The sequence below is a fragment of the Bacillus sp. (in: firmicutes) genome (genome assembly GCF_031983925.1).
Classification (GTDB): Bacteria; Bacillota; Bacilli; order Bacillales; family Bacillaceae_G; genus Bacillus_A; species Bacillus_A pacificus.
Genome location: NZ_DALYZR010000003.1, coordinates 1 through 21,662, shown reverse-complemented (window position 1 = coordinate 21,662; position 21,662 = coordinate 1). Strand labels below are relative to the sequence as shown.

Here is a 21,662-nt window from a genome sequence, read left to right as displayed (position 1 = left end):
ATTAAATTAAACGTTAAAACGGAAGTGCATAACATCTCCGTCTTTTACGATATACTCTTTTCCTTCTAAACGAACTTTACCAGCTTCTTTTGCAGCTGTCATAGAACCATTTGTCATTAAGTCTTCGTAAGAAACTGTTTCTGCACGAATAAATCCACGCTCAAAGTCTGTATGAATTACACCAGCACATTGTGGTGCTTTCATACCTTGTTTGAATGTCCATGCACGTACTTCTTGTACACCAGCTGTGAAGTAAGTAGCAAGTCCTAATAAATCATATGCAGCACGAATTAATTGATCTAAACCAGATTCTTCAATGCCTAGTTCTTCAAGGAATACCTTTTTCTCTTCTTCGTCTAACTCAGCGATTTCTGATTCGATCTTTGCACATACAACGATTACTTCAGAGTTTTCATTCGCAGCAAATTCTTTTACCATTTGTACATATTTGTTTTCAGAAGGATCGATTACATCGTCCTCGCTTACGTTTGCTACATATAACATTTCTTTCGTTGTCAGTAAATGAAGGCCTTTAACAATCTTCATTTGTTCTTCTGTAAATTCAACAGTACGAGCCGGTTTTCCCTCTTCAAAAGCTTCTTTTAAACGAACTAAAATTTCATGCTCATATACTGCTTCTTTATCTTTTTGTCTTGCTAATTTCGCAACACGTTCGATACGTTTATCAACAGATTCTAAATCGGCTAAGATTAGTTCTAGGTTGATTGTTTCAATATCATCAATTGGATCTACTTTCCCTGAAACGTGCGTAATATTTTCGTCTTCAAAACAACGAACAACTTGGCAAATTGCATCTACTTGGCGAATGTGAGATAAGAATTTATTTCCTAAACCTTCGCCTTTACTAGCACCTTTTACGATACCTGCAATATCAGTAAACTCAAATACAGTCGGAACAGTTTTTTTCGGTTCTACTAATTCCGTTAATTTATTTAAACGCTCATCTGGTACTTCTACAATTCCTACGTTTGGATCAATTGTACAGAATGGATAGTTTGCAGATTCTGCTCCTGCTTGTGTAATTGCATTAAATAAAGTGGACTTCCCTACGTTAGGTAATCCAACAATCCCAGCCGTTAATCCCATATTTTTCACTCCTATGTCTCAATCTTTCATCATTATAGATAGTAACGAAAAAAATGACAAGTTTCCTCCAAACGAAAAAAAGTAACAGCTACCCACTGCAACTGTTACTTTCTCTCTATTCTTCGTGCTTCACAAGTATTTTTTTTACCTTACGATCAAACTCTCTTCGAGGAATCATTACTGAATGGTCACATCCCTCGCACTTAATGCGGATATCCATTCCCATACGAATAATCTTCCAACGATTCTCACCACATGGGTGGGCTTTCTTCATTTCCACAACATCATACAAGTTATACTGCTTTTGCTCCATTCTCCAAACCCCTCTCCATACTAAATTGCTTTTTCACTCACTAATTCTTCACGATTATATAAAACCATACGTGGATATGGAATTTCAATACCATGTAGATCTAGACGATTTTTAATTTCTTTACGAAGTGCTCTTGCAATAACTGCATGTTGCATTGGCTCTACTTCAGCAATAACACGTAATATCACTTCTGAAGCAGCTAATGTTTGTACACCTAACAATTGCGGTGTTGTTACCATTTTTTCGTACTTTGCAGGTAATTCTTGTAATAAGTCTTCAATGACTTGCTCTGCTTTCGCTATGTCAGCCTCATACGAAATAGATACATCAACAAATGCTACACTATTACTAACTGAATAGTTCGTAACTTGAATGATACTTCCATTTGGTAAAGTATGAATTTCACCTGTCCAACTTTTTACTTTTGTTGTACGAAGTCCAATCTCTAAAACGACTCCTTCAAACTGACCAATTTTTACGTAGTCACCGACTGAAAATTGATCTTCTAGCAAGATAAATAACCCTGTAATAACATCTTTTACTAAACTTTGAGCACCAAATCCGACTGCCAAACCAATTACCCCTGCACCGGCTAATAAACCTGATGCATTAATATCAAACACACCTAAAATCGCAATTAACATAATAAACATAACAACGTATGCCACAATATTTTCAAGTAACTTCGCTACTGTAACTGTACGACGTTCTGAAATTTGAATTGGCGAACGACTTCCCATACGAAACGCATTCCGTACAACCGCTCTTGCAATTCGTACTACAATTGCACCAATTGTTAAAATGATACATATTTTTAATGTCGCAATTCCAATATGAGCCCAACGATCAGCATCTAGTAAATACTGTTTCGTAGCATTAAACCACTTCGTTAATAAATCCATGTACCTCTACCTCTCCAGCCAAAATTTCTTTTTAGTTATCCTTCTTATTGTATCAGAAGTCTCCTAATTGCTGAAAAAATTTTATGACTTTAATTCCATTTGTTAACCTACATACAGGTATAAAATGGAACGAATATATATATACTAGTACTATTATTTCCGTTCTCACTTAAATTTTACAGCAAGTACGCACTTATAGTTTTCCATTTCACTCACCATATAACATATTTTGAAAATTTATTAAAAGGATGGGTGCTTCATGAATATTGGAAGTTTTCGCTTACCTTTTTTCGAAAAAGAAACTCAAAATGTTATGCACCAAGATTTAGAAGCCTCCGAGACAATTAGTAACTTCTTACTTTCCCATATCCCTATTAAAAACCATATACCAATTATTCTCGTTTGTATCGGAACAGATCGTTCTACAGGCGATGCACTCGGGCCATTAGTCGGTACGAAACTAGAACAAGTAGGAATTACAAACTTCCAAGTGTTCGGCACACTGGATGAACCAGTACATGCGCTAAACTTAGAAGAAAAAATTCAGAATATACAGAAAGATAATCCTGCTTCATTTATAATTGCGGTTGATGCTTGTTTAGGAAAATCTCAAAGTATCGGTTCCATCACTACCGGAATGGGACCTAGTAAACCCGGAGCTGCGATGAATAAGAAATTACCAGCAGTTGGTGACTTACATATTCATGGCATCGTAAATCTGAACGGTTTTATGGAGTTTTTCGTCCTGCAAAATACAAGATTAAGTTTAGTCATGAAAATGGCTGACGTAATTGCACAAAGCATAAAAGAAACAGACCAAAAATTATCTGTATTAAAAAAAGCAAACCATCTATAAATAATAAGATGGTTTGCTTTTTAGTTTTGCTGCGCTAATAATTCTAAAATACGATTTAAATCTTCTTTATTGAAAAATTCAATTTCGATTTTACCTTTTTCCTTTTTTGTTTCTTTAATTTTTACCTCTGTGCCAAACTTTTCTCTTAAGAACGTTTCGCGTTCTACGAAAAATATATTTCTCTCTTTTTTTACTTGTTTTGTTTCACGTGAAACGCGTTGATTAATCTCCTGAACAATTTTCTCTAATTGACGAACATTTAACCCTTCTTTTTCAATTCGTTTCAGTAAAGATTTCAACTGCTCTTCATCTTTTATCGTAAGTAAAGTTCTCCCATGAGCCATTGAAAGTTGACCATTTGCAATCATATCTTGCACAAAAGAAGGGAGGCTTAATAATCGCGTATAGTTTGCAATGTAAGGTCTACTCTTACCAAGACGTTTTGCTAATTGTTCTTGCGTCACATTTAGCTCATTCATTAACATTTGATATGCCATTGCTTCTTCCATTGGATTTAAATCTTCTCGTTGTAAGTTTTCAAGCAATGCAAACTCCATCATTTGCTGCTCATTTAATTGTCTTACAACGGCAGGTACTTTTTCGAGTCCCGCCTCTTTAGCAGCACGATATCTTCTTTCACCTGCAACAATTTCATATCCTTTAATACTCTTTCTAGCAATTAATGGTTGTAATATGCCGTGCTCTTTAATAGAGGCCGATAATTCCTGAATCGCCTCTTTATTAAAGTGTTTACGTGGTTGATATGGATTCGGTCTTAATTCAGTTATCGTAATCTCCTGAATTGTCTCTTCTTCTTTCACATCTAAATCAGGAAAAAACACATTGATTCCTCTTCCTAATCCTTTAGCCACCTGCAATCACTTCCTCTGCTAAATCTATATATACTTCTGCCCCTCTTGATTTAGCGTCATACTGCATAATTGGTTTCCCATGACTTGGTGCTTCACTCAAACGAACATTACGAGGGATAATCGAACGGTATACTTTATCTCTAAAGTATTTTTTCACTTCATCTATAACCTGAATCCCTAAATTTGTACGGGCATCTAACATTGTTAGCAATACGCCTTGAATTGCTAGATTTTTATTTAAGTGCTTTTGCACAAGTCGAACTGTATTTAATAGCTGACTTAACCCTTCTAGTGCGTAATATTCGCATTGAACAGGAATAATAACAGAATCTGCTGCAGTTAATGCATTAATCGTTAATAACCCTAAGGACGGGGGACAGTCGATAATAATATAATCATATTCATCACGAACTGGCTGTAATGCCCTTTGCAAACGTACTTCCCGGGAAATAGTCGGTACCAATTCAATTTCAGCGCCTGCTAATTGAATTGTAGCGGGTAGAACATCTAAGTTTTCAGTTGCGGTTTTCTGTATAACCCCTTGAACATCTGCATCTTCCACAAGAACATTGTAAATACATTGATCTAATTCGGATTTTTCAATTCCCACACCCGTCGTTGCATTTCCTTGAGCATCAATATCTACAAGAAGGACCTTTTTACCTACTTGTGCCAATCCAGCCCCTAAATTAACAGATGTTGTTGTTTTTCCAACGCCACCCTTTTGATTGGCTATAGCAATGATTTTTCCCATGATGTCACCTACTTTCAACCTTTCTATCTTATTCTAGTAACAATTACGTTTATTGTAACATGAAATAAAAGTTTTTCTTTTACGTCCTTATTAAACTTCAAAATTTATTTGTAAACTCCTTCTTCATCTAACAAGAAAATATAGTAAAAGAGACCTATCCAATAGGATCAGGTCTCTAACACGCCATTATTATTTTTTCTTTGGAATTTGAATTGTAATTTGATAGTACTCGTCAAACTCTTCTTCCTCAGAATTAACATTTAAACCACTGTCAGCAACCATTTGTAATGACTGCCTAATTGTATTCATGGCAATTCTCGTATCTCGACTTACTGCTTTTTGCTTTGCCTTACGCTTCGGTTTTGCTTCCTCTAGTAATTTCGCAATTCGTTCCTCTGTTTGCTTTACATTCAGTTGTTTCTCCACAATTTCCTGTAAAACCTTCAGTTGTAATTCCTCATTCTTTAAAGGGATGAGCGCACGGGCATGGCGTTCTGTAATACTTTTTTCTAATAACGCATTTTTTATTTCTTCAGGCAACTTTAACAATCGCAACTTATTTGCGATTGTGGATTGTCCTTTTCCGAGTCTTTGTGCCAATGCTTCTTGCGTTAAATTATGTAACTCAATTAGCTTTTGATATGCCACAGCTTCCTCGATTGCTGTTAATTCCTCACGTTGCAAGTTTTCAATTAAAGCCACAGAAGCTGTTTCTGTATCATTTAAGTTTTTTATAATTGCAGGAACCTTTTCCCACCCTAACTTTGTTGCTGCACGGAAACGCCTTTCTCCAGCAATAATCTCGTACTTATCATCCTCATATTGCCTCACAACAATTGGCTGAATAAGTCCGTGTGTACGAATCGTTAATGCTAGTTCCTCAATACGCGCGTCATCAAAAACTGTTCGTGGTTGATAACGGTTAGGGGTAATATTTACTATCGGAATTTCTTGTATTTCTTCATATACCTTTTTATCTATTTCTTCATGGCTTTCGTCTTGTAATTCGAATTCGCTCTCTTTATCTCCAAAGCCAAATAAACGAGAAAACGTATTTTTCATACATATTCCACCACCTTTAGGCCTATTGACTATTCTCCATAAAATGTTTCCTATGAAACATTTACGTTTTCATTTATATAATTTAATCTTACGTCTAATAAGATTTATTTTTCAATAGGTAATTTATTGGGTGTTCCCGGTTTGCGTGGATATTTCTTTGGTGTCTTGCGCTTTTTCTCGATTAATAAAATATTACGTTCACTTTCTTCAAACGGTAATTGGAACGTAGACATTTCTTTTAAATCCCCGCCTAGCACCTCTAAAGCATACTTGCCATTTTCAATTTCTTCGTTTGCTGCAGCACCTTTCATTGCAATGAATGTTCCCCCCACTTTTACAAGTGGTAAACACAGCTCACTTAATACTGAAAGACGTGCGACTGCACGTGCCATTACAATGTCGTACGCTTCACGTACACCTTCTTTTTTTCCAAATGTTTCAGCACGATCATGACAAAACGCGACGTCACTCAATTCCAACTTTTGTGCTAAATGATTTAAGAAATTAATACGTTTTTGCAATGAGTCTACAATCGTCACTTTTAAATGCGGGAAACAGATTTTTAAAGGAATACTTGGGAATCCAGCTCCTGCGCCAACATCACAAATTGAGAATGGTTTTGAAAAATCGTAATAAAAAGCAGCTGTAATGGAATCAAAAAAGTGTTTTAAATATACTTCCTCTTTTTCCGTAATAGCCGTTAAATTCATTTTTTCATTCCATTCTACTAATGTTTCGAAGTAGATTTCGAACTGCTCTAACTGTCTAGAAGAGAGGGTGATACCCTTCTCTTCTAGCATAGATTGAAATTGTTCTATGTTCATCTAACAATATCTCCTTACTATTTATTGGTTCGATACTCGCGCAATTTTTCCTTGTTCAATATACACAAGTAAAATGGAAATGTCCGCTGGATTTACGCCCGATATACGTGAAGCCTGCCCCACTGAAAGTGGACGAACATCTTTCAATTTCTGTCTAGCTTCTGATGCAAGGCTAGAAATCGCATCATAATCAATATCGACAGGAATTTTTTTACTTTCCATCTTCTTCATACGCTCTACTTGCTGTAAAGATTTTTCGATATATCCTTCGTACTTAATCTGAATTTCAACTTGTTCTGTAACTTCATCACTTAATTCTACTTCACTTGGTACTAAAAGATGGATATGCTCATATGTCATCTCTGGACGACGTAATAAGTCACTTGCACGTATTCCATCTTTCAATTCACTTCCACCAATATTGCGAATTAATTCTTGAACTTCAGGACGTGGTTTAATAATAATGCTACTTAAACGTTCCTTTTCCTGTTCAATTTGTAATTTTTTATTTGTAAATCGCTCATAGCGTTCTTCTTTAATTAATCCAATTTCATGACCAATTTCAGTTAAACGAAGATCCGCATTATCATGGCGTAATAATAGACGATACTCTGCACGAGACGTTAATAAACGATATGGTTCATTCGTCCCTTTCGTTACAAGATCATCAATTAAGACACCAATATAAGCATCCTCACGACCTAAAATAACTTCTTTTTTACCTAAAGAACGACATGCTGCATTAATTCCGGCCATAAGCCCTTGTCCTGCCGCCTCTTCGTAACCAGAAGTTCCGTTAATTTGTCCTGCTGTATATAAATTTTTAATTTTTTTCGTTTCAAGTGTTGGCCATAGTTGCGTTGGCACAATTGCATCATATTCAATTGCATAACCTGTACGCATCATTTCAACGTTTTCTAGACCAGGGATTGTTCTAAGCATATCACGCTGTACGTCTTCTGGTAAGCTTGTGGATAAACCTTGTACGTACACTTCTTGTGTGTTACGTCCTTCTGGCTCTAAGAAAATTTGATGACGTGGTTTATCATTAAATCTTACTACCTTGTCTTCAATTGAAGGACAATATCTAGGACCTGTTCCCTTAATCATACCAGAATACATAGCTGAGCGATGTAGGTTTTCATCTATTAAACGATGTGTTTCCGTACTCGTATACGTTAACCAACATGGAATTTGATCCATAATAAACTTTGTCGTTTCAAAAGAGAAAGCTCGTGGCTTATCATCACCTGGCTGAATTTCTGTTTTACTGTAATCAATCGTATTACTATTTACGCGCGGAGGTGTACCTGTTTTAAATCTAACAAGATCAAATCCAAGCTCCTCTAAATGTTCCGATAAAGTAATAGATGGTTGTTGATTATTTGGACCACTCGAATATTTTAAATCTCCCATAATAATCTCACCACGTAAAAACGTTCCAGTCGTAATTACGACTGTCTTTGCTGTATATTCAGCACCAGCTTGCGTAATTACCCCTTTACATTCGCCGTCTTCAACGATTAAACGCTCTACCATTCCTTGGAACAACGTTAAGTTTGGTGTTTCTTCAATTGTTTTCTTTAATTCATGCTGGTAAGAGAACTTATCTGCTTGTGCTCGAAGTGCACGTACAGCTGGCCCTTTACCTGTATTTAACATACGCATTTGAATATGCGTTTTATCAATGTTGCGTCCCATTTCTCCGCCTAATGCATCAATTTCACGAACAACAATCCCTTTTGCTGGTCCACCAACAGAAGGGTTACATGGCATAAACGCTACCATATCTAAGTTAATTGTTAACATTAATGTTTTGGAGCCCATTCGTGCTGCCGCAAGACCAGCTTCACATCCTGCATGACCTGCACCGATTACTATGACATCGTATGAACCGGCATTGTATCCCATTGTTTATTCCTCCTAATAATCTCTATCTTTCTGAAACATCACTATATTATTTTCCTAAACAAAATTGAGAGAACAACTGGTCAATTAAGCTTTCATGAACGGTGTCACCAGTAATTTCACCAAGTATTTCCCACGTTCTTGTTAAATCAATCTGCACCATATCAATTGGAACACCATTTTCTATCGCCTCAATTGCATCTCCAATTGTTTTTCCTGCTTGTGTTAATAATCCAATATGTCTCGCGTTAGAAACATATGTTACATCTGCAGAATCAATTGTTCCTTCAAAGAATAAATCAGCGATTGCCGTTTCAAGCTCATCTATCCCCTGTTCCTCAATTAACGACGTTGTAATAATACGATTCCCCGCTGCCAATTCTATAACACGTTCCATATCAATTGCTTGCGGTAAATCTGTCTTATTTACAATAACAATGAAATCTTTTCCTTGTACGGCACGGAATAGATCTTCATCCTCATTCGTTAAAGCTTCGCTATAATTAACGACAACTAACACTAAATCAGCTTGACTCATCATTTCTTTTGAACGCTCTACACCAATTCGTTCAACAACATCTTCTGTTTCACGAATTCCGGCTGTATCTATAAGTTTAAGTGGTACACCACGCACATTAACGTACTCTTCAATAACATCACGAGTTGTTCCTGCAATATCAGTTACAATTGCCTTTTTCTCCTGAACGAGACTATTTAATAGCGATGATTTCCCAACATTAGGTCTACCGATGATTGCAGTAGCAATACCTTCACGTAAAATCTTTCCTTGCTTCGATGTTTCTAATATTTTTGCAATTTCAGCACGAACATGTGTAGCTTTCTCAATTAAAATATTATGTGTCATTTCTTCCACGTCATCATATTCCGGGTAATCTATGTTTACCTCAACATGAGCTAACGTTTCTAATATGTCCTGACGCAAACGGCCGATTAATTTAGATAATCGACCTTCCATTTGATTAATTGCTACATTCATTGCACGATCTGTTTTTGCACGGATTAAGTCCATAACAGCTTCTGCTTGTGATAAATCAATACGGCCATTTAAAAAAGCACGTTTTGTAAATTCACCAGGTTCCGCCAATCGTACTCCTTGCGCTAAAATAAGCTGCAATACTTTATTTACTGAAACAAGTCCACCATGACAGTTAATTTCTACTATATTTTCACGTGTAAAAGTCCTTGGTGCACGCATAATGGACACCATTACTTCTTCAATAACCTGATTTGTATCTAAATCAACAATATGACCATAATGAATTGTATGAGAAGGAACCTCTGTTAAATCCTTCCCTTTAAAAATACGATTAACTTTTTCAACCGCATCATCCCCACTTACTCGAACAATGGCAATTGCACCCTCTCCAAGCGCTGTGGAAATCGCGGCAATTGTATCAAATTCCATGTCCTTTCACCTCACTTGCTTATTTATCTCTATTTCAACATGATTATTTTCTTCACTAAATTATTAGAATACCATAACGAACCTATCTACAAAAGAATAATAACTCATTTTATTATGTCCTCATGTAAAAAACACTAAACTTATTCACAGTGGATAAGTTTAGTGTTTTTAGTTATCCACACCTATTTTCCCCTCAAAAAAACCGGCACTCAATTGAGTAACCGGTCACTTGGAAGATATTACAACATGTCGATGTGGTTCTTTTCCTTCAGAAGTTGTAATGATATTTTGATGATTAGATAATGCTTGGTGGATAATCTTTCGTTCAAAAGATGGCATAGGCTCCAACACAACTCTTTTTTTCGTACTTACTACTTGTTTTGCTAATCGATAAGAAAGTGCTTCTAACGTAGCTTTTCTTTTACTACGATAATTTTCCACATCTAGTGTGATACCAATGTACTGCTTCGTATTACGATTCGCCACAAGTTTTGTTAAATACTGTAAAGAATTCAAGGTGTTTCCTCTTTTCCCAATCAAAACACCTACATTTTCGCCGTAAATTGTAAATTCAACTTCGCGTCCTTTTACAATTTTACTAATCTCAGCTTCCACACTCATATCGTGAATAACATTTTTTAAATATTCTTCACATTCTTGAATTGGATCTTTCTTCAATACAACTTCTACTACTGCAGGTCGGTTTCCAAATAAGCCTAAGAAACCTCTCTTACCCTCATCGATAATATTTATATCTACTCGGTCTTTTGAAGCATTTAATTGTCTTAAAGCATCCTCTACTGCCAGCTCGACTGTATGACCTTTAGCAGTGATTATACTCACTTGCCTGATCCCTCAGCCTTACTAGCCTTAATTTCTGGCCCTTTGATAAAATACATTTGAGCAATACCAAAGATATTACCAACAACCCAGTAAAGTGATAATGCAGCTGGGAAGTTAATTGCAAAGATTAAAATCATGATAGGCATAAGCCAAATCATCATTGCCATTTGCGGGTTTTGACCAGCAGTTCCTGCCATTGCAAGCTTTTGCTGAATAAATGTTGTGATTGCCGCAACAATCGGTAAGATATAGTACGGATCTGCATGTCCCAAATCAAACCATAAGAAACTATGCTGCTTAATTTCAGCCGTTCTCATAATCGCATGATAAAAAGCGAATAGAATTGGCATTTGAATGAAGATTGGTAAACAACCGGCTAATGGATTTACACCATTTTTTTGATATAACTGCATCATTTCCTGTTGTAATTTTTGCTGTGTCGCTTGATCTTTAGAACTATATTTCTCTTTTAACTTCACCATTTCTGGTTGTAACGATTGCATTGCTTTCGTACTCTTCGTTTGTTTAATCATTAACGGTAATAATGCAAAACGAATAATAAGAGTTGTAACAACGATTGCTAAACCGTAATTACTACCAAATAAGTTGGCAAAATACGTAATTAACTGAGAAAGCGGGTATACGAAATATTCATTCCAAATTCCAGTACTTTTCGGTGTAATCGGCTGATTGACTTCACTACAGCCAGTAGCAATTGCCATTAATGCAATAACCATGGCTAGTAAACCTATTTTCTTTTTCAAAGCCTGCTCCTCCTTGTTTCGGTATGTATATAGTGTAATTCATTTCCTTACGCTACTTTTTTATTCTTTTCATACCAGAGCGTTTAAAGACATGAATTAAGCTTTTCTTCAATTCTTCATATGTCATCTCTGCACAAGGCTTCCTTGCTATTATAACAAAATCTTTTCCAGAATCTATCTCATCTTTTAATTCTGTGATCGACTGGCGAATCATACGTTTAATTCGATTACGCACTACTGCATTTCCTATTTTCTTGCTGACAGATAGGCCAATACGAAAGTTTGGCTGTTCTTCTTTATCTAGTTGATAGACAACAAATTGACGATTTGCATTCGATTTTCCTTTTTGAAAAACCGTCTGGAATTCATCATTCTTTTTTATACGATGTTTTTTCTTCATATCAATTGACACTCCTGTAGTTCATCAGCGGAAATTCACTATTATTAGAAAAAAAGACCACTGAACGATCAGTGGTCTACGCAGATAATACTTTTCTTCCTTTACGACGACGAGCTGCTAGCACTTTACGTCCGTTCGCTGTGCTCATACGGCTGCGGAAACCATGTACTTTGCTGCGCTTACGTTTATTTGGTTGGTAAGTTCTTTTCATTATATGACACCTCCCTGAGGAATATCTGTTAAAGACAGTCTTATAAATTATAGTTAATCAACTAGGAAAATGTCAATGGTTCTAGAAATTTTCATCAAATATTCATTTTGAACCTATTCACATACTTTTTCACAGACGCTATATTTCCTTGTGGATAAATAATTTTTCTTGTTTTTTATATCCACAAACTCTTTTCGTACTTTTACACAGTATATCGTGTTGTGGACAAGTTTATTCCACAAGGTATTGATTTTGTGGATAACTTTCTTAATTTCATTGCTATAGCTACTTTTTTTTGATATTATAGTTGTGTTTTCACTTTGAATAAGTTTTCCACATCTTTATCTTATCCACAATTTGTGTATAACATGTGGACAGTTTTAATCACATGTGGGTAAATGATTATCCACATTCGCTTTTTTTGTCGAAAACCCTATCTCATATACAAACGACGTTTTTAGGTTTTAAAATACGTTTCGTATAAATATACATTTTATATTTATTTAGGTTGTACATTTGTTGCGCAACCTTATTCTTTTACCATCTTAGTAAAGGAGGGACACCTTTGGAAAACATCTCTGATTTATGGAACAGCGCCTTAAAAGAACTAGAAAAAAAGGTCAGTAAACCAAGCTATGAAACATGGTTAAAATCAACGACCGCACATAATTTAAAGAAAGATGTATTAACAATTACGGCTCCAAATGAATTCGCCCGCGATTGGCTAGAATCTCATTATTCAGAGCTAATTTCGGAAACACTTTATGATTTAACAGGGGCAAAACTAGCTATTCGCTTTATTATTCCCCAAAGTCAAGCTGAAGAGGAGATCGATCTTCCTCCTTCTAAACCGAATTCAGCACAAGATGATTCTAATCATTTACCACAGAGTATGCTAAATCCAAAATATACGTTTGATACGTTTGTTATTGGCTCTGGTAACCGTTTTGCTCACGCTGCTTCATTGGCCGTAGCCGAAGCGCCAGCTAAAGCATATAATCCCCTCTTTATTTATGGGGGAGTTGGACTTGGAAAGACCCATTTAATGCATGCAATTGGTCATTATGTAATTGAACATAACCCAAATGCCAAAGTTGTATATTTATCATCAGAAAAATTTACAAATGAATTTATTAATTCTATTCGTGATAATAAAGCAGTCGATTTTCGTAATAAATACCGCAATGTAGATGTTTTATTGATAGATGATATTCAATTTTTAGCGGGAAAAGAACAAACTCAAGAAGAGTTTTTCCATACATTCAATGCATTACACGAAGAAAGTAAACAAATTGTAATTTCCAGTGATCGGCCACCAAAAGAAATTCCAACTTTAGAAGATCGTCTTCGTTCTCGCTTTGAATGGGGACTCATTACGGATATTACGCCACCAGATTTAGAAACACGAATTGCAATTTTGCGCAAAAAAGCAAAGGCTGAAGGACTTGATATACCAAATGAGGTCATGCTTTATATTGCAAATCAAATCGATTCAAATATTCGTGAACTAGAAGGTGCACTCATCCGAGTTGTAGCTTATTCATCTTTAATTAATAAAGATATTAATGCTGATTTAGCAGCTGAAGCACTTAAAGATATTATTCCAAATTCTAAACCAAAAATTATCTCCATTTATGATATTCAAAAAGCTGTCGGAGATGTTTATCAAGTAAAATTGGAAGATTTCAAGGCGAAAAAGCGAACGAAATCAGTTGCCTTTCCTCGCCAAATTGCAATGTATTTATCACGTGAACTGACAGACTCCTCCTTACCTAAAATAGGTGAAGAATTCGGTGGACGCGATCATACAACCGTTATCCATGCTCATGAAAAAATTTCTAAGCTACTTAAGACGGACACGCAATTACAAAAGCAAGTTGAAGAAATTAACGATATTTTAAAGTAGTAGCTGAATAGTGTGAATAACTTTCCTTGTTTTACGCACAGTCTATCCACATGTAGATAGACTGTTTTTACATCCTTTAACGGGGTTATCCACATATCCACAAGCCCTATTACTATTACTACTATTTTTTATCTTTATTAATTAAATAAAATCTTATACTTACCGGAGGTTTTTCTTTATGCGTTTTACAATACAAAAAGACTATCTTGTAAGAAGTGTACAAGATGTAATGAAGGCAGTTTCTTCTCGTACAACAATTCCGATCCTTACGGGGATTAAAGTTGTCGCTACGGAAGAAGGAGTTACATTAACAGGAAGTGATGCTGATATTTCGATTGAATCTTTCATTCCAGTTGAAGAGAATGGAAAAGAAATCGTAGAAGTGAAACAATCAGGAAGTATTGTTTTACAGGCTAAATATTTTAGTGAAATTGTAAAAAAATTGCCTAAAGAAACTGTAGAAATTTCTGTGGAAAATCATTTGATGACAAAAATAACTTCTGGAAAATCAGAGTTTAATTTAAATGGTTTAGATTCTGCAGAATATCCATTGTTACCACAAATTGAAGAACATCATGTTTTTAAGATTCCAACGGATTTACTTAAACATATGATTAGACAAACTGTATTTGCAGTTTCCACTTCTGAAACAAGACCAATCTTGACAGGTGTAAACTGGAAGGTATATAACAGCGAACTAACTGGCATTGCTACAGATAGTCACAGACTAGCTCTTCGAAAAGCGAAAATCGAAGGCATTGCAGATGAGTTCCAAGCAAATGTTGTTATTCCAGGAAAAAGTTTAAATGAATTAAGTAAAATTCTAGATGAGTCTGAAGAAATGGTAGATATCGTTATTACGGAGTATCAAGTATTATTCCGTACAAAACATTTATTATTCTTCTCAAGATTGTTAGAAGGAAATTACCCTGATACAACTCGCTTAATTCCAGCGGAGAGCAAAACAGATATTTTTGTAAATACAAAAGAATTTTTACAAGCAATTGATCGTGCATCTCTTTTAGCAAGAGATGGTCGTAATAATGTTGTAAAATTATCAACTTTAGAGCAGGCAATGCTAGAAATTTCCTCGAATTCACCAGAAATCGGAAAAGTAGTAGAAGAAGTTCAATGTGAAAAAGTAGATGGGGAAGAGTTAAAAATCTCTTTTAGTGCAAAATATATGATGGATGCACTAAAAGCATTAGATAGTACTGAAATTAAGATTAGCTTTACTGGAGCAATGAGACCATTCTTAATTCGTACAGTAAATGATGAATCCATTATTCAATTAATTTTACCGGTTCGTACTTACTAAGTAAGAAATAAGGGTTGCTAGTTTTCAGATGCTAGTAGCCCTTATTTGATTTTTGGGTATTACTTTCCTAATGCTAGTTTATTTAGTACAATGAAAGAATGAACACTTTCAGAAAGTGAGCGATTTTATGAAACGTATTAAAATTTCAACAGAGTATATTACACTAGGGCAATTTTTAAAGTTAGCCGATGTAATTGATACAGGTGGCGCTGTAAAATGGTTTTTACAAGAATATGAAGTGTACGTGAATCAAGAACTTGAAAATAGAAGAGGTCGCAAACTATATGCGAACGATATTATTGAAATTCCAGGAAGCGGAAGTTTCCAAGTTCAGTCATAAAGGGGGAGCCTTTGTTTATTTCAGAAATACAATTAAAAAACTATCGCAATTATGAAAAGTTAGAGCTTTCCTTTGAAGATAAGGTAAATGTAATTATCGGCGAGAATGCGCAAGGGAAAACGAATTTGATGGAAGCTATTTATGTTTTAGCGATGGCGAAATCTCATAGAACCTCTAATGATCGCGAGCTTATCCGTTGGGATGAAGATTTCGGTCAAATTAAAGGAAAGCTACAAAAGAGAAATAGTTCTTTGTCTTTGGAATTAAATATCTCGAAAAAAGGTAAAAAGGCAAAATTAAATCAACTTGAACAACAAAAATTGAGTCAATATATTGGCGTGATGAATGTTGTCATGTTTGCCCCAGAAGATTTAAATCTTGTAAAAGGAAGCCCTCAAGTAAGAAGACGCTTTTTAGATATGGAATTAGGCCAAATAGCTCCGGTCTATTTGTATGAACTGAGTCAATATCAAAAGGTGCTCACACAACGAAATCACTTGCTAAAAAAGATGCAAGGGAATAGTAAGAATGAGGAAACGATGTTGGATGTATTTACACTTCAACTTATTGAGCATGGTACAAAAATTTTGCAAAAACGCTTTGAATTTTTGCATTTACTACAAGAATGGGCAGCTCCAATTCATCGTGGTATAAGCCGTGGGTTAGAAGAATTAGAAATTGTCTATAAACCGAGTGTAGATGTATCAGAATCAATGGATTTGTCGAAAATAAAAGAAGTATACTATGAAAGTTTTCAATCCGTGAAACAACGTGAAATTTTCCGTGGTACGACTTTAATTGGTCCTCATCGTGATGATTTACAATTCTTCGTTAATAGTAAAAATGTTCAAGTCTTTGGTTCGCAAGGACAACAACGAACGACCGCACTGTCCCTAAAATTAGCTGAAATTGAATTGATTTACTCAGAAGTTAAAGAATATCCGATTCTTCTATTAGATGATGTATTATCAGAATTAGATGATTATCGTCAATCGCATCTGTTAAATACAATTCAAGGAAAAGTGCAAACATTTGTGACAACGACGAGTGTCGACGGAATTGAACACGAAACATTAAAAGAAGCGAAAACAATTCATGTAACGAACGGCACGGTAGATTGTGAAATAGATAGGGCGTAATCCCTGTTTAAATGGAAAAGTAGGTGATCTTTGTGTCAATGGAACAAAAGCAAATGCAAGAAAATTCATATGATGAAAGTCAAATACAGGTACTTGAAGGACTAGAAGCAGTTCGAAAACGCCCTGGTATGTATATTGGATCTACAAGCGGAAAAGGACTTCACCATCTTGTATGGGAAATCGTCGATAATAGTATTGATGAGGCACTTGCAGGGTACTGTGATGAAATTAACGTTAGTATCGAAGAAGATAATAGTATTCGTGTAACGGATAATGGACGTGGTATTCCAGTTGGTATACAAGAAAAAATGGGACGTCCTGCTGTAGAAGTTATTATGACCGTTCTTCATGCTGGTGGTAAGTTTGGCGGCGGCGGTTATAAAGTTTCTGGTGGTTTGCATGGTGTTGGGGCATCTGTAGTAAATGCCCTATCAACAGAACTAGAGGTATTTGTACATCGTGAAGGTAAAATCCATTATCAAAAATACGAAAGAGGTATTCCGGTTGCGGATTTAAAAGTCATTGGTGACACAGATCAAACAGGAACGATAACTCGATTTAAACCAGATCCAGAAATTTTTCAGGAAACAACAGTATACGAATTTGATACGCTCGCAACTCGTATGCGTGAATTAGCATTTTTAAATCGTAATATTAAATTAACAATTGAAGATAAACGTGAACATAAGCAAAAGAAAGAATTCCATTATGAAGGTGGAATTAAATCATACGTCGAGCATTTAAATCGCTCAAAACAACCAATCCATGAAGAACCTGTATATGTAGAAGGATCAAAAGATGGTATTCAAGTTGAGGTTTCCTTACAGTATAACGAAGGATATACAAATAATATTTACTCATTTACGAATAACATTCATACGTATGAAGGTGGAACACATGAAGTAGGGTTTAAAACAGCTTTAACTCGTGTGATTAACGATTATGGACGTAAAAATAGTATTTTAAAAGATGCAGACAGTAACTTAACGGGTGAGGATGTTCGTGAAGGTTTAACTGCAATTGTATCAATTAAACATCCAAACCCACAATTTGAAGGACAAACGAAGACGAAACTTGGGAATAGTGAAGCAAGAACGATTACAGAGTCTGTGTTTTCAGAGGCATTTGAAAAGTTCTTACTAGAAAACCCGAATGTTGCACGAAAAATCGTAGAAAAAGGTACGATGGCAGCACGTGCACGTGTTGCAGCGAAAAAAGCGCGTGAATTGACACGCCGCAAGAGCGCATTAGAAGTTTCAAGTTTACCTGGTAAATTAGCAGATTGCTCTTCGAAAGATCCAGCAATTAGTGAAATTTACATTGTAGAGGGTGACTCTGCCGGTGGATCAGCAAAACAAGGGCGTGATCGTCACTTCCAAGCGATTTTACCGTTAAAAGGTAAAATTATTAATGTTGAAAAAGCAAGATTGGATAAAATTTTATCTAACGATGAAGTGCGTACAATTATTACTGCAATTGGTACGAACATTGGCGGCGATTTTGATATCGAGAAAGCTCGTTATCATAAAGTTATTATTATGACGGATGCCGACGTAGATGGTGCGCATATTCGTACCCTATTATTAACGTTCTTCTATCGTTATATGCGTCAAATTATTGAACATGGTTATATCTATATTGCACAGCCACCATTGTTTAAAATACAACAAGGTAAAAAAATTCAATATGCTTATAATGAAAAAGAGCTTGAAAAGATTTTAGCTGAATTACCAGCTCAACCTAAGCCTGGTATCCAACGTTACAAAGGTTTAGGAGAAATGAACCCAACCCAGCTTTGGGAAACGACAATGGACCCAGAAGTGCGTTCATTACTTCAAGTTTCCCTTCAAGATGCAATTGAAGCAGATGAAACATTTGAAATTTTAATGGGGGATAAAGTAGAGCCACGTCGTAACTTTATCCAAGAAAATGCAAAATACGTGAAAAACCTTGATATTTAAATGAGTAATGACAGGAATCTGAGTATTCCTGTCTTCTACATATAAATCAATGTATGTGTAACGGAAATGTAAGAGGAGGTGCTCGTTGATGTCAGACAATCAACAACAAGCACGAATTCGAGAAATTAATATTAGTCATGAAATGCGTACCTCATTTTTAGATTACGCAATGAGTGTTATCGTATCTCGTGCATTACCAGATGTTCGTGATGGATTAAAACCTGTGCATCGTAGGGTTTTATATGCGATGAATGATTTAGGAATTACGGCTGATAAAGCGTATAAGAAATCGGCACGTATTGTTGGTGAAGTAATCGGTAAGTATCACCCTCATGGTGATTCAGCTGTTTATGAAACAATGGTACGTATGGCGCAAGATTTCAGTCAACGTTATATGCTTGTTGATGGGCATGGTAACTTTGGATCTGTCGATGGAGATTCAGCGGCAGCAATGCGTTATACAGAAGCAAGAATGTCTAAAATCTCTATGGAATTAATACGAGATATTTCAAAAAATACGATTGATTATCAAGATAACTACGATGGTTCTGAAAGAGAGCCGATTGTATTACCAGCGCGTTTTCCTAACTTACTAGTAAATGGTACGACAGGTATTGCAGTTGGTATGGCAACGAATATTCCGCCGCATCAACTTGGCGAAGTAATTGATGGCGTATTGGCATTAAGTCATAATCCCGATATTACTATTGCAGAATTAATGGAGTGCATTCCAGGACCAGATTTCCCAACGGCAGGTTTAATTTTAGGAAGAAGTGGTATTCGTAGAGCTTATGAAACAGGACGCGGTTCTATTATACTTCGTGCTAAAGTTGAAATTGAAGAGAAGTCAAATGGCAAACAATCTATTATCGTAACGGAACTACCTTATCAAGTAAATAAGGCGCGATTAATTGAAAAAATTGCAGAATTAGTTCGCGATAAGAAAATTGAAGGTATTACAGATTTACGTGATGAATCAGATCGAAATGGTATGCGTATTGTTATGGAAGTACGTCGTGATGCCAATGCTAATGTATTATTAAATAACTTATATAAACATACAGCACTTCAAACAAGTTTCGGTATTAACATGCTGTCTCTTGTAAATGGAGAGCCGCAAGTACTGAACTTAAAACAAAATTTATATCATTACTTGGAACATCAAAAGGTAGTAATTCGTAGACGTACAGCTTATGAACTAGAAAAAGCAGAAGCGCGTGCTCATATTTTAGAAGGATTACGAATTGCCTTAGACCATCTGGATGAAGTTATTACATTAATTCGTAGTTCGAAAACAGCGGAAATTGCAAAGCAAGGTTTAATGGAACGTTTCGGCTTAAGTGAAAAACAAGCGCAAGCTATTTTAGATATGCGTTTGCAACGTTTAACAGGTTTAGAACGCGAAAAGATTGAACAAGAATATCAGGACTTAATGAAGTTAATCGCTGAATTAAAAGCAATCTTAGCAGATGAAGAAAAGGTTCTTGAGATTATTCGTGAAGAATTAACGGAAGTAAAAGAGCGCTTCAATGATAAGAGACGCACAGAAATTACAATTGGTGGTATGGAGTCTATTGAAGATGAAGACTTGATTCCAGAACAAAATATCGCCATTACGTTAACTCATAATGGTTATATTAAGAGGTTACCAGCTTCCACGTATAAAACACAGAACCGTGGTGGACGTGGTGTGCAAGGAATGGGGACAAATGATGATGATTTCGTAGAGCATTTATTAACTACTTCTACGCATGATCATATTCTATTCTTCACTAATAAGGGGAAAGTATACCGTACGAAAGGATATGAAATCCCAGAGTATAGTCGTACAGCGAAAGGTATACCTATTATTAACCTATTAGGTGTAGATAAGGGTGAATGGATTAACGCCATTATTCCAATTCGTGAATTTGGTGACGATGAATTCTTATTCTTCACAACAAAACAAGGTATCTCTAAGAGAACACCACTTTCATCATTTGCAAATATCCGTACAAATGGTTTGATTGCAATCTCTCTTCGTGAAGAGGATGAAGTAATATCTGTACGTTTAACATCTGGTGATAAGGATATTATTGTAGGAACAAGCAATGGTATGTTAATTCGTTTTAACGAGCAAGATGTGCGTTCTATGGGACGTAATGCGGCTGGTGTAAAAGCAATTACATTAGGTGAAGAGGATCAAGTTGTAGGTATGGAAATTGTCGAAGAGGATGTAAATGTTTTAATTGTAACGAAAAATGGTTATGGAAAACGTACGCCGATTGATGAGTACCGTCTACAAAGCCGTGGTGGTAAAGGTCTGAAGACTTGTAATATTACAGATAAAAACGGTAAATTAGTAGCTGTTAAATCTGTAACAGGTGAAGAAGATATCATGTTAATTACAGCGGCAGGTGTTATTATTCGTATGCCAGTTGATCAAATCTCTCAAATGGGACGTAATACACAAGGTGTTCGTCTAATTCGATTAGAGGATGAACAAGAGGTAGCGACAGTAGCAAAAGCACAAAAAGATGATGAGGAAGAAACGAGCGAAGAGGTTTCTTCAGAAGAATAAGAGGGGAGATATCTCCCCTCTTTATTTTTTTATAATAATACTTGCATAGGGAAGAGAAAGTCTATATAATAGGCAGAGTCAGCAAATGAGAGATACAAGTTATCGAAAAAACTTGTTGACGAAAATAATATACTATGATATATTATAAAAGTCGCTGAAACGCGATGTTGAACTTTGAAAACTAAACGAAACAAAC

The 21,662-nt window shown here is 35.7% G+C and carries 20 protein-coding genes; 7 read left to right on the top strand and 13 right to left on the bottom strand.

The window, feature by feature from the left end; translation table 11 throughout:
* Nucleotides 1–6: 6 nt before the first annotated feature.
* From ychF to RTP99_RS11750, 3 genes are all read right to left on the bottom strand, one after another.
* Nucleotides 7–1,107, bottom strand: coding sequence for a redox-regulated ATPase YchF (ychF, locus tag RTP99_RS11760; RefSeq protein ID WP_000524665.1), 1,101 nt, complete (start codon nt 1,105–1,107; stop codon nt 7–9).
* Between the two features lie 115 nt (nt 1,108–1,222).
* Nucleotides 1,223–1,420 (bottom strand): DUF951 domain-containing protein, encoded by a 198-nt coding sequence (locus tag RTP99_RS11755; protein ID WP_000436051.1) that lies wholly within the window; start codon nt 1,418–1,420, stop codon nt 1,223–1,225.
* Nucleotides 1,421–1,440: 20 nt separating this feature from the next.
* Entirely contained in the window at nt 1,441–2,322 is an 882-nt protein-coding gene (locus RTP99_RS11750) for a mechanosensitive ion channel family protein (protein ID WP_000365102.1), read from the bottom strand.
* A 259-nt stretch (nt 2,323–2,581) separates the two neighbouring features.
* Between RTP99_RS11750 and yyaC the strand changes: the two genes are divergently transcribed.
* Nucleotides 2,582–3,178 carry a spore protease YyaC gene (gene yyaC, locus RTP99_RS11745; RefSeq protein ID WP_001020717.1) on the top strand — a complete coding sequence of 199 codons (597 nt, stop codon included), beginning with the start codon at nt 2,582–2,584 and terminating at the stop codon, nt 3,176–3,178.
* A gap of 20 nt (nt 3,179–3,198) precedes the next feature.
* On the opposite strand, the gene spo0J is transcribed toward yyaC, so the two are convergent.
* The 10 genes from spo0J to rpmH form a co-directional block, all read right to left on the bottom strand.
* Nucleotides 3,199–4,050, bottom strand: a complete 852-nt coding sequence (gene spo0J, locus RTP99_RS11740; RefSeq protein WP_001051838.1) for a stage 0 sporulation protein Spo0J — start codon at nt 4,048–4,050, stop codon at nt 3,199–3,201.
* Nucleotides 4,043–4,804, bottom strand: a complete 762-nt coding sequence (gene soj / locus RTP99_RS11735; protein WP_000516114.1) for a sporulation initiation inhibitor protein Soj — start codon at nt 4,802–4,804, stop codon at nt 4,043–4,045. The genes spo0J and soj overlap by 8 nt, the downstream gene beginning before the upstream one ends.
* A gap of 189 nt (nt 4,805–4,993) precedes the next feature.
* On the bottom strand, nt 4,994–5,866 hold the full coding sequence (gene noc, locus RTP99_RS11730; RefSeq protein WP_000799023.1) for a nucleoid occlusion protein: 873 nt from the start codon (nt 5,864–5,866) through the stop codon (nt 4,994–4,996).
* 104 nt (nt 5,867–5,970) lie between these two features.
* On the bottom strand, nt 5,971–6,690 hold the full coding sequence (gene rsmG, locus RTP99_RS11725; protein ID WP_001019621.1) for a 16S rRNA (guanine(527)-N(7))-methyltransferase RsmG: 720 nt from the start codon (nt 6,688–6,690) through the stop codon (nt 5,971–5,973).
* Between the two features lie 21 nt (nt 6,691–6,711).
* Nucleotides 6,712–8,601: a tRNA uridine-5-carboxymethylaminomethyl(34) synthesis enzyme MnmG gene (mnmG, locus tag RTP99_RS11720; RefSeq protein ID WP_000541033.1), complete on the bottom strand. Its 1,890-nt coding sequence runs from the start codon at nt 8,599–8,601 to the stop codon at nt 6,712–6,714.
* A gap of 46 nt (nt 8,602–8,647) precedes the next feature.
* Complete coding sequence (gene mnmE, locus RTP99_RS11715) at nt 8,648–10,024, bottom strand: tRNA uridine-5-carboxymethylaminomethyl(34) synthesis GTPase MnmE (RefSeq protein ID WP_000393772.1); 1,377 nt, start codon at nt 10,022–10,024, stop codon at nt 8,648–8,650.
* Nucleotides 10,025–10,249: 225 nt separating this feature from the next.
* A complete protein-coding gene (gene jag / locus RTP99_RS11710) occupies nt 10,250–10,867 on the bottom strand; it encodes an RNA-binding cell elongation regulator Jag/EloR (RefSeq protein WP_000022791.1) in 618 nt (205 codons plus the stop codon).
* The gene (gene spoIIIJ, locus RTP99_RS11705; protein WP_000726761.1) at nt 10,864–11,631 is read right to left on the bottom strand and encodes a YidC family membrane integrase SpoIIIJ; all 768 of its coding nucleotides are present in this window, start codon (nt 11,629–11,631) and stop codon (nt 10,864–10,866) included. Before spoIIIJ ends, jag begins: the two co-directional genes overlap by 4 nt.
* Before the next feature lie 52 nt (nt 11,632–11,683).
* Complete coding sequence (rnpA, locus tag RTP99_RS11700) at nt 11,684–12,031, bottom strand: ribonuclease P protein component (protein ID WP_000726627.1); 348 nt, start codon at nt 12,029–12,031, stop codon at nt 11,684–11,686.
* A gap of 76 nt (nt 12,032–12,107) precedes the next feature.
* Nucleotides 12,108–12,242: a 50S ribosomal protein L34 gene (gene rpmH, locus RTP99_RS11695; protein ID WP_000831901.1), complete on the bottom strand. Its 135-nt coding sequence runs from the start codon at nt 12,240–12,242 to the stop codon at nt 12,108–12,110.
* A gap of 565 nt (nt 12,243–12,807) precedes the next feature.
* Here rpmH and dnaA point away from each other — a divergent pair.
* The 6 genes from dnaA to gyrA all read left to right on the top strand — a co-directional run bounded on the left by dnaA (nt 12,808) and on the right by gyrA (nt 21,466).
* Nucleotides 12,808–14,148 carry a chromosomal replication initiator protein DnaA gene (gene dnaA, locus RTP99_RS11690; RefSeq protein WP_000428025.1) on the top strand — a complete coding sequence of 447 codons (1,341 nt, stop codon included), beginning with the start codon at nt 12,808–12,810 and terminating at the stop codon, nt 14,146–14,148.
* A 178-nt stretch (nt 14,149–14,326) separates the two neighbouring features.
* Nucleotides 14,327–15,466 (top strand): DNA polymerase III subunit beta, encoded by a 1,140-nt coding sequence (gene dnaN, locus RTP99_RS11685; protein ID WP_001212895.1) that lies wholly within the window; start codon nt 14,327–14,329, stop codon nt 15,464–15,466.
* A gap of 127 nt (nt 15,467–15,593) precedes the next feature.
* The gene (yaaA, locus tag RTP99_RS11680) at nt 15,594–15,806 is read left to right on the top strand and encodes a S4 domain-containing protein YaaA (RefSeq protein WP_000821367.1); all 213 of its coding nucleotides are present in this window, start codon (nt 15,594–15,596) and stop codon (nt 15,804–15,806) included.
* 11 nt (nt 15,807–15,817) lie between these two features.
* The gene (gene recF, locus RTP99_RS11675; protein ID WP_000470750.1) at nt 15,818–16,945 is read left to right on the top strand and encodes a DNA replication/repair protein RecF; all 1,128 of its coding nucleotides are present in this window, start codon (nt 15,818–15,820) and stop codon (nt 16,943–16,945) included.
* 38 nt (nt 16,946–16,983) lie between these two features.
* Nucleotides 16,984–18,906, top strand: a complete 1,923-nt coding sequence (gene gyrB, locus RTP99_RS11670; RefSeq protein ID WP_000435991.1) for a DNA topoisomerase (ATP-hydrolyzing) subunit B — start codon at nt 16,984–16,986, stop codon at nt 18,904–18,906.
* An 88-nt stretch (nt 18,907–18,994) separates the two neighbouring features.
* Nucleotides 18,995–21,466 (top strand): DNA gyrase subunit A, encoded by a 2,472-nt coding sequence (gyrA, locus tag RTP99_RS11665; protein ID WP_001282851.1) that lies wholly within the window; start codon nt 18,995–18,997, stop codon nt 21,464–21,466.
* Nucleotides 21,467–21,662: the final 196 nt, after the last annotated feature.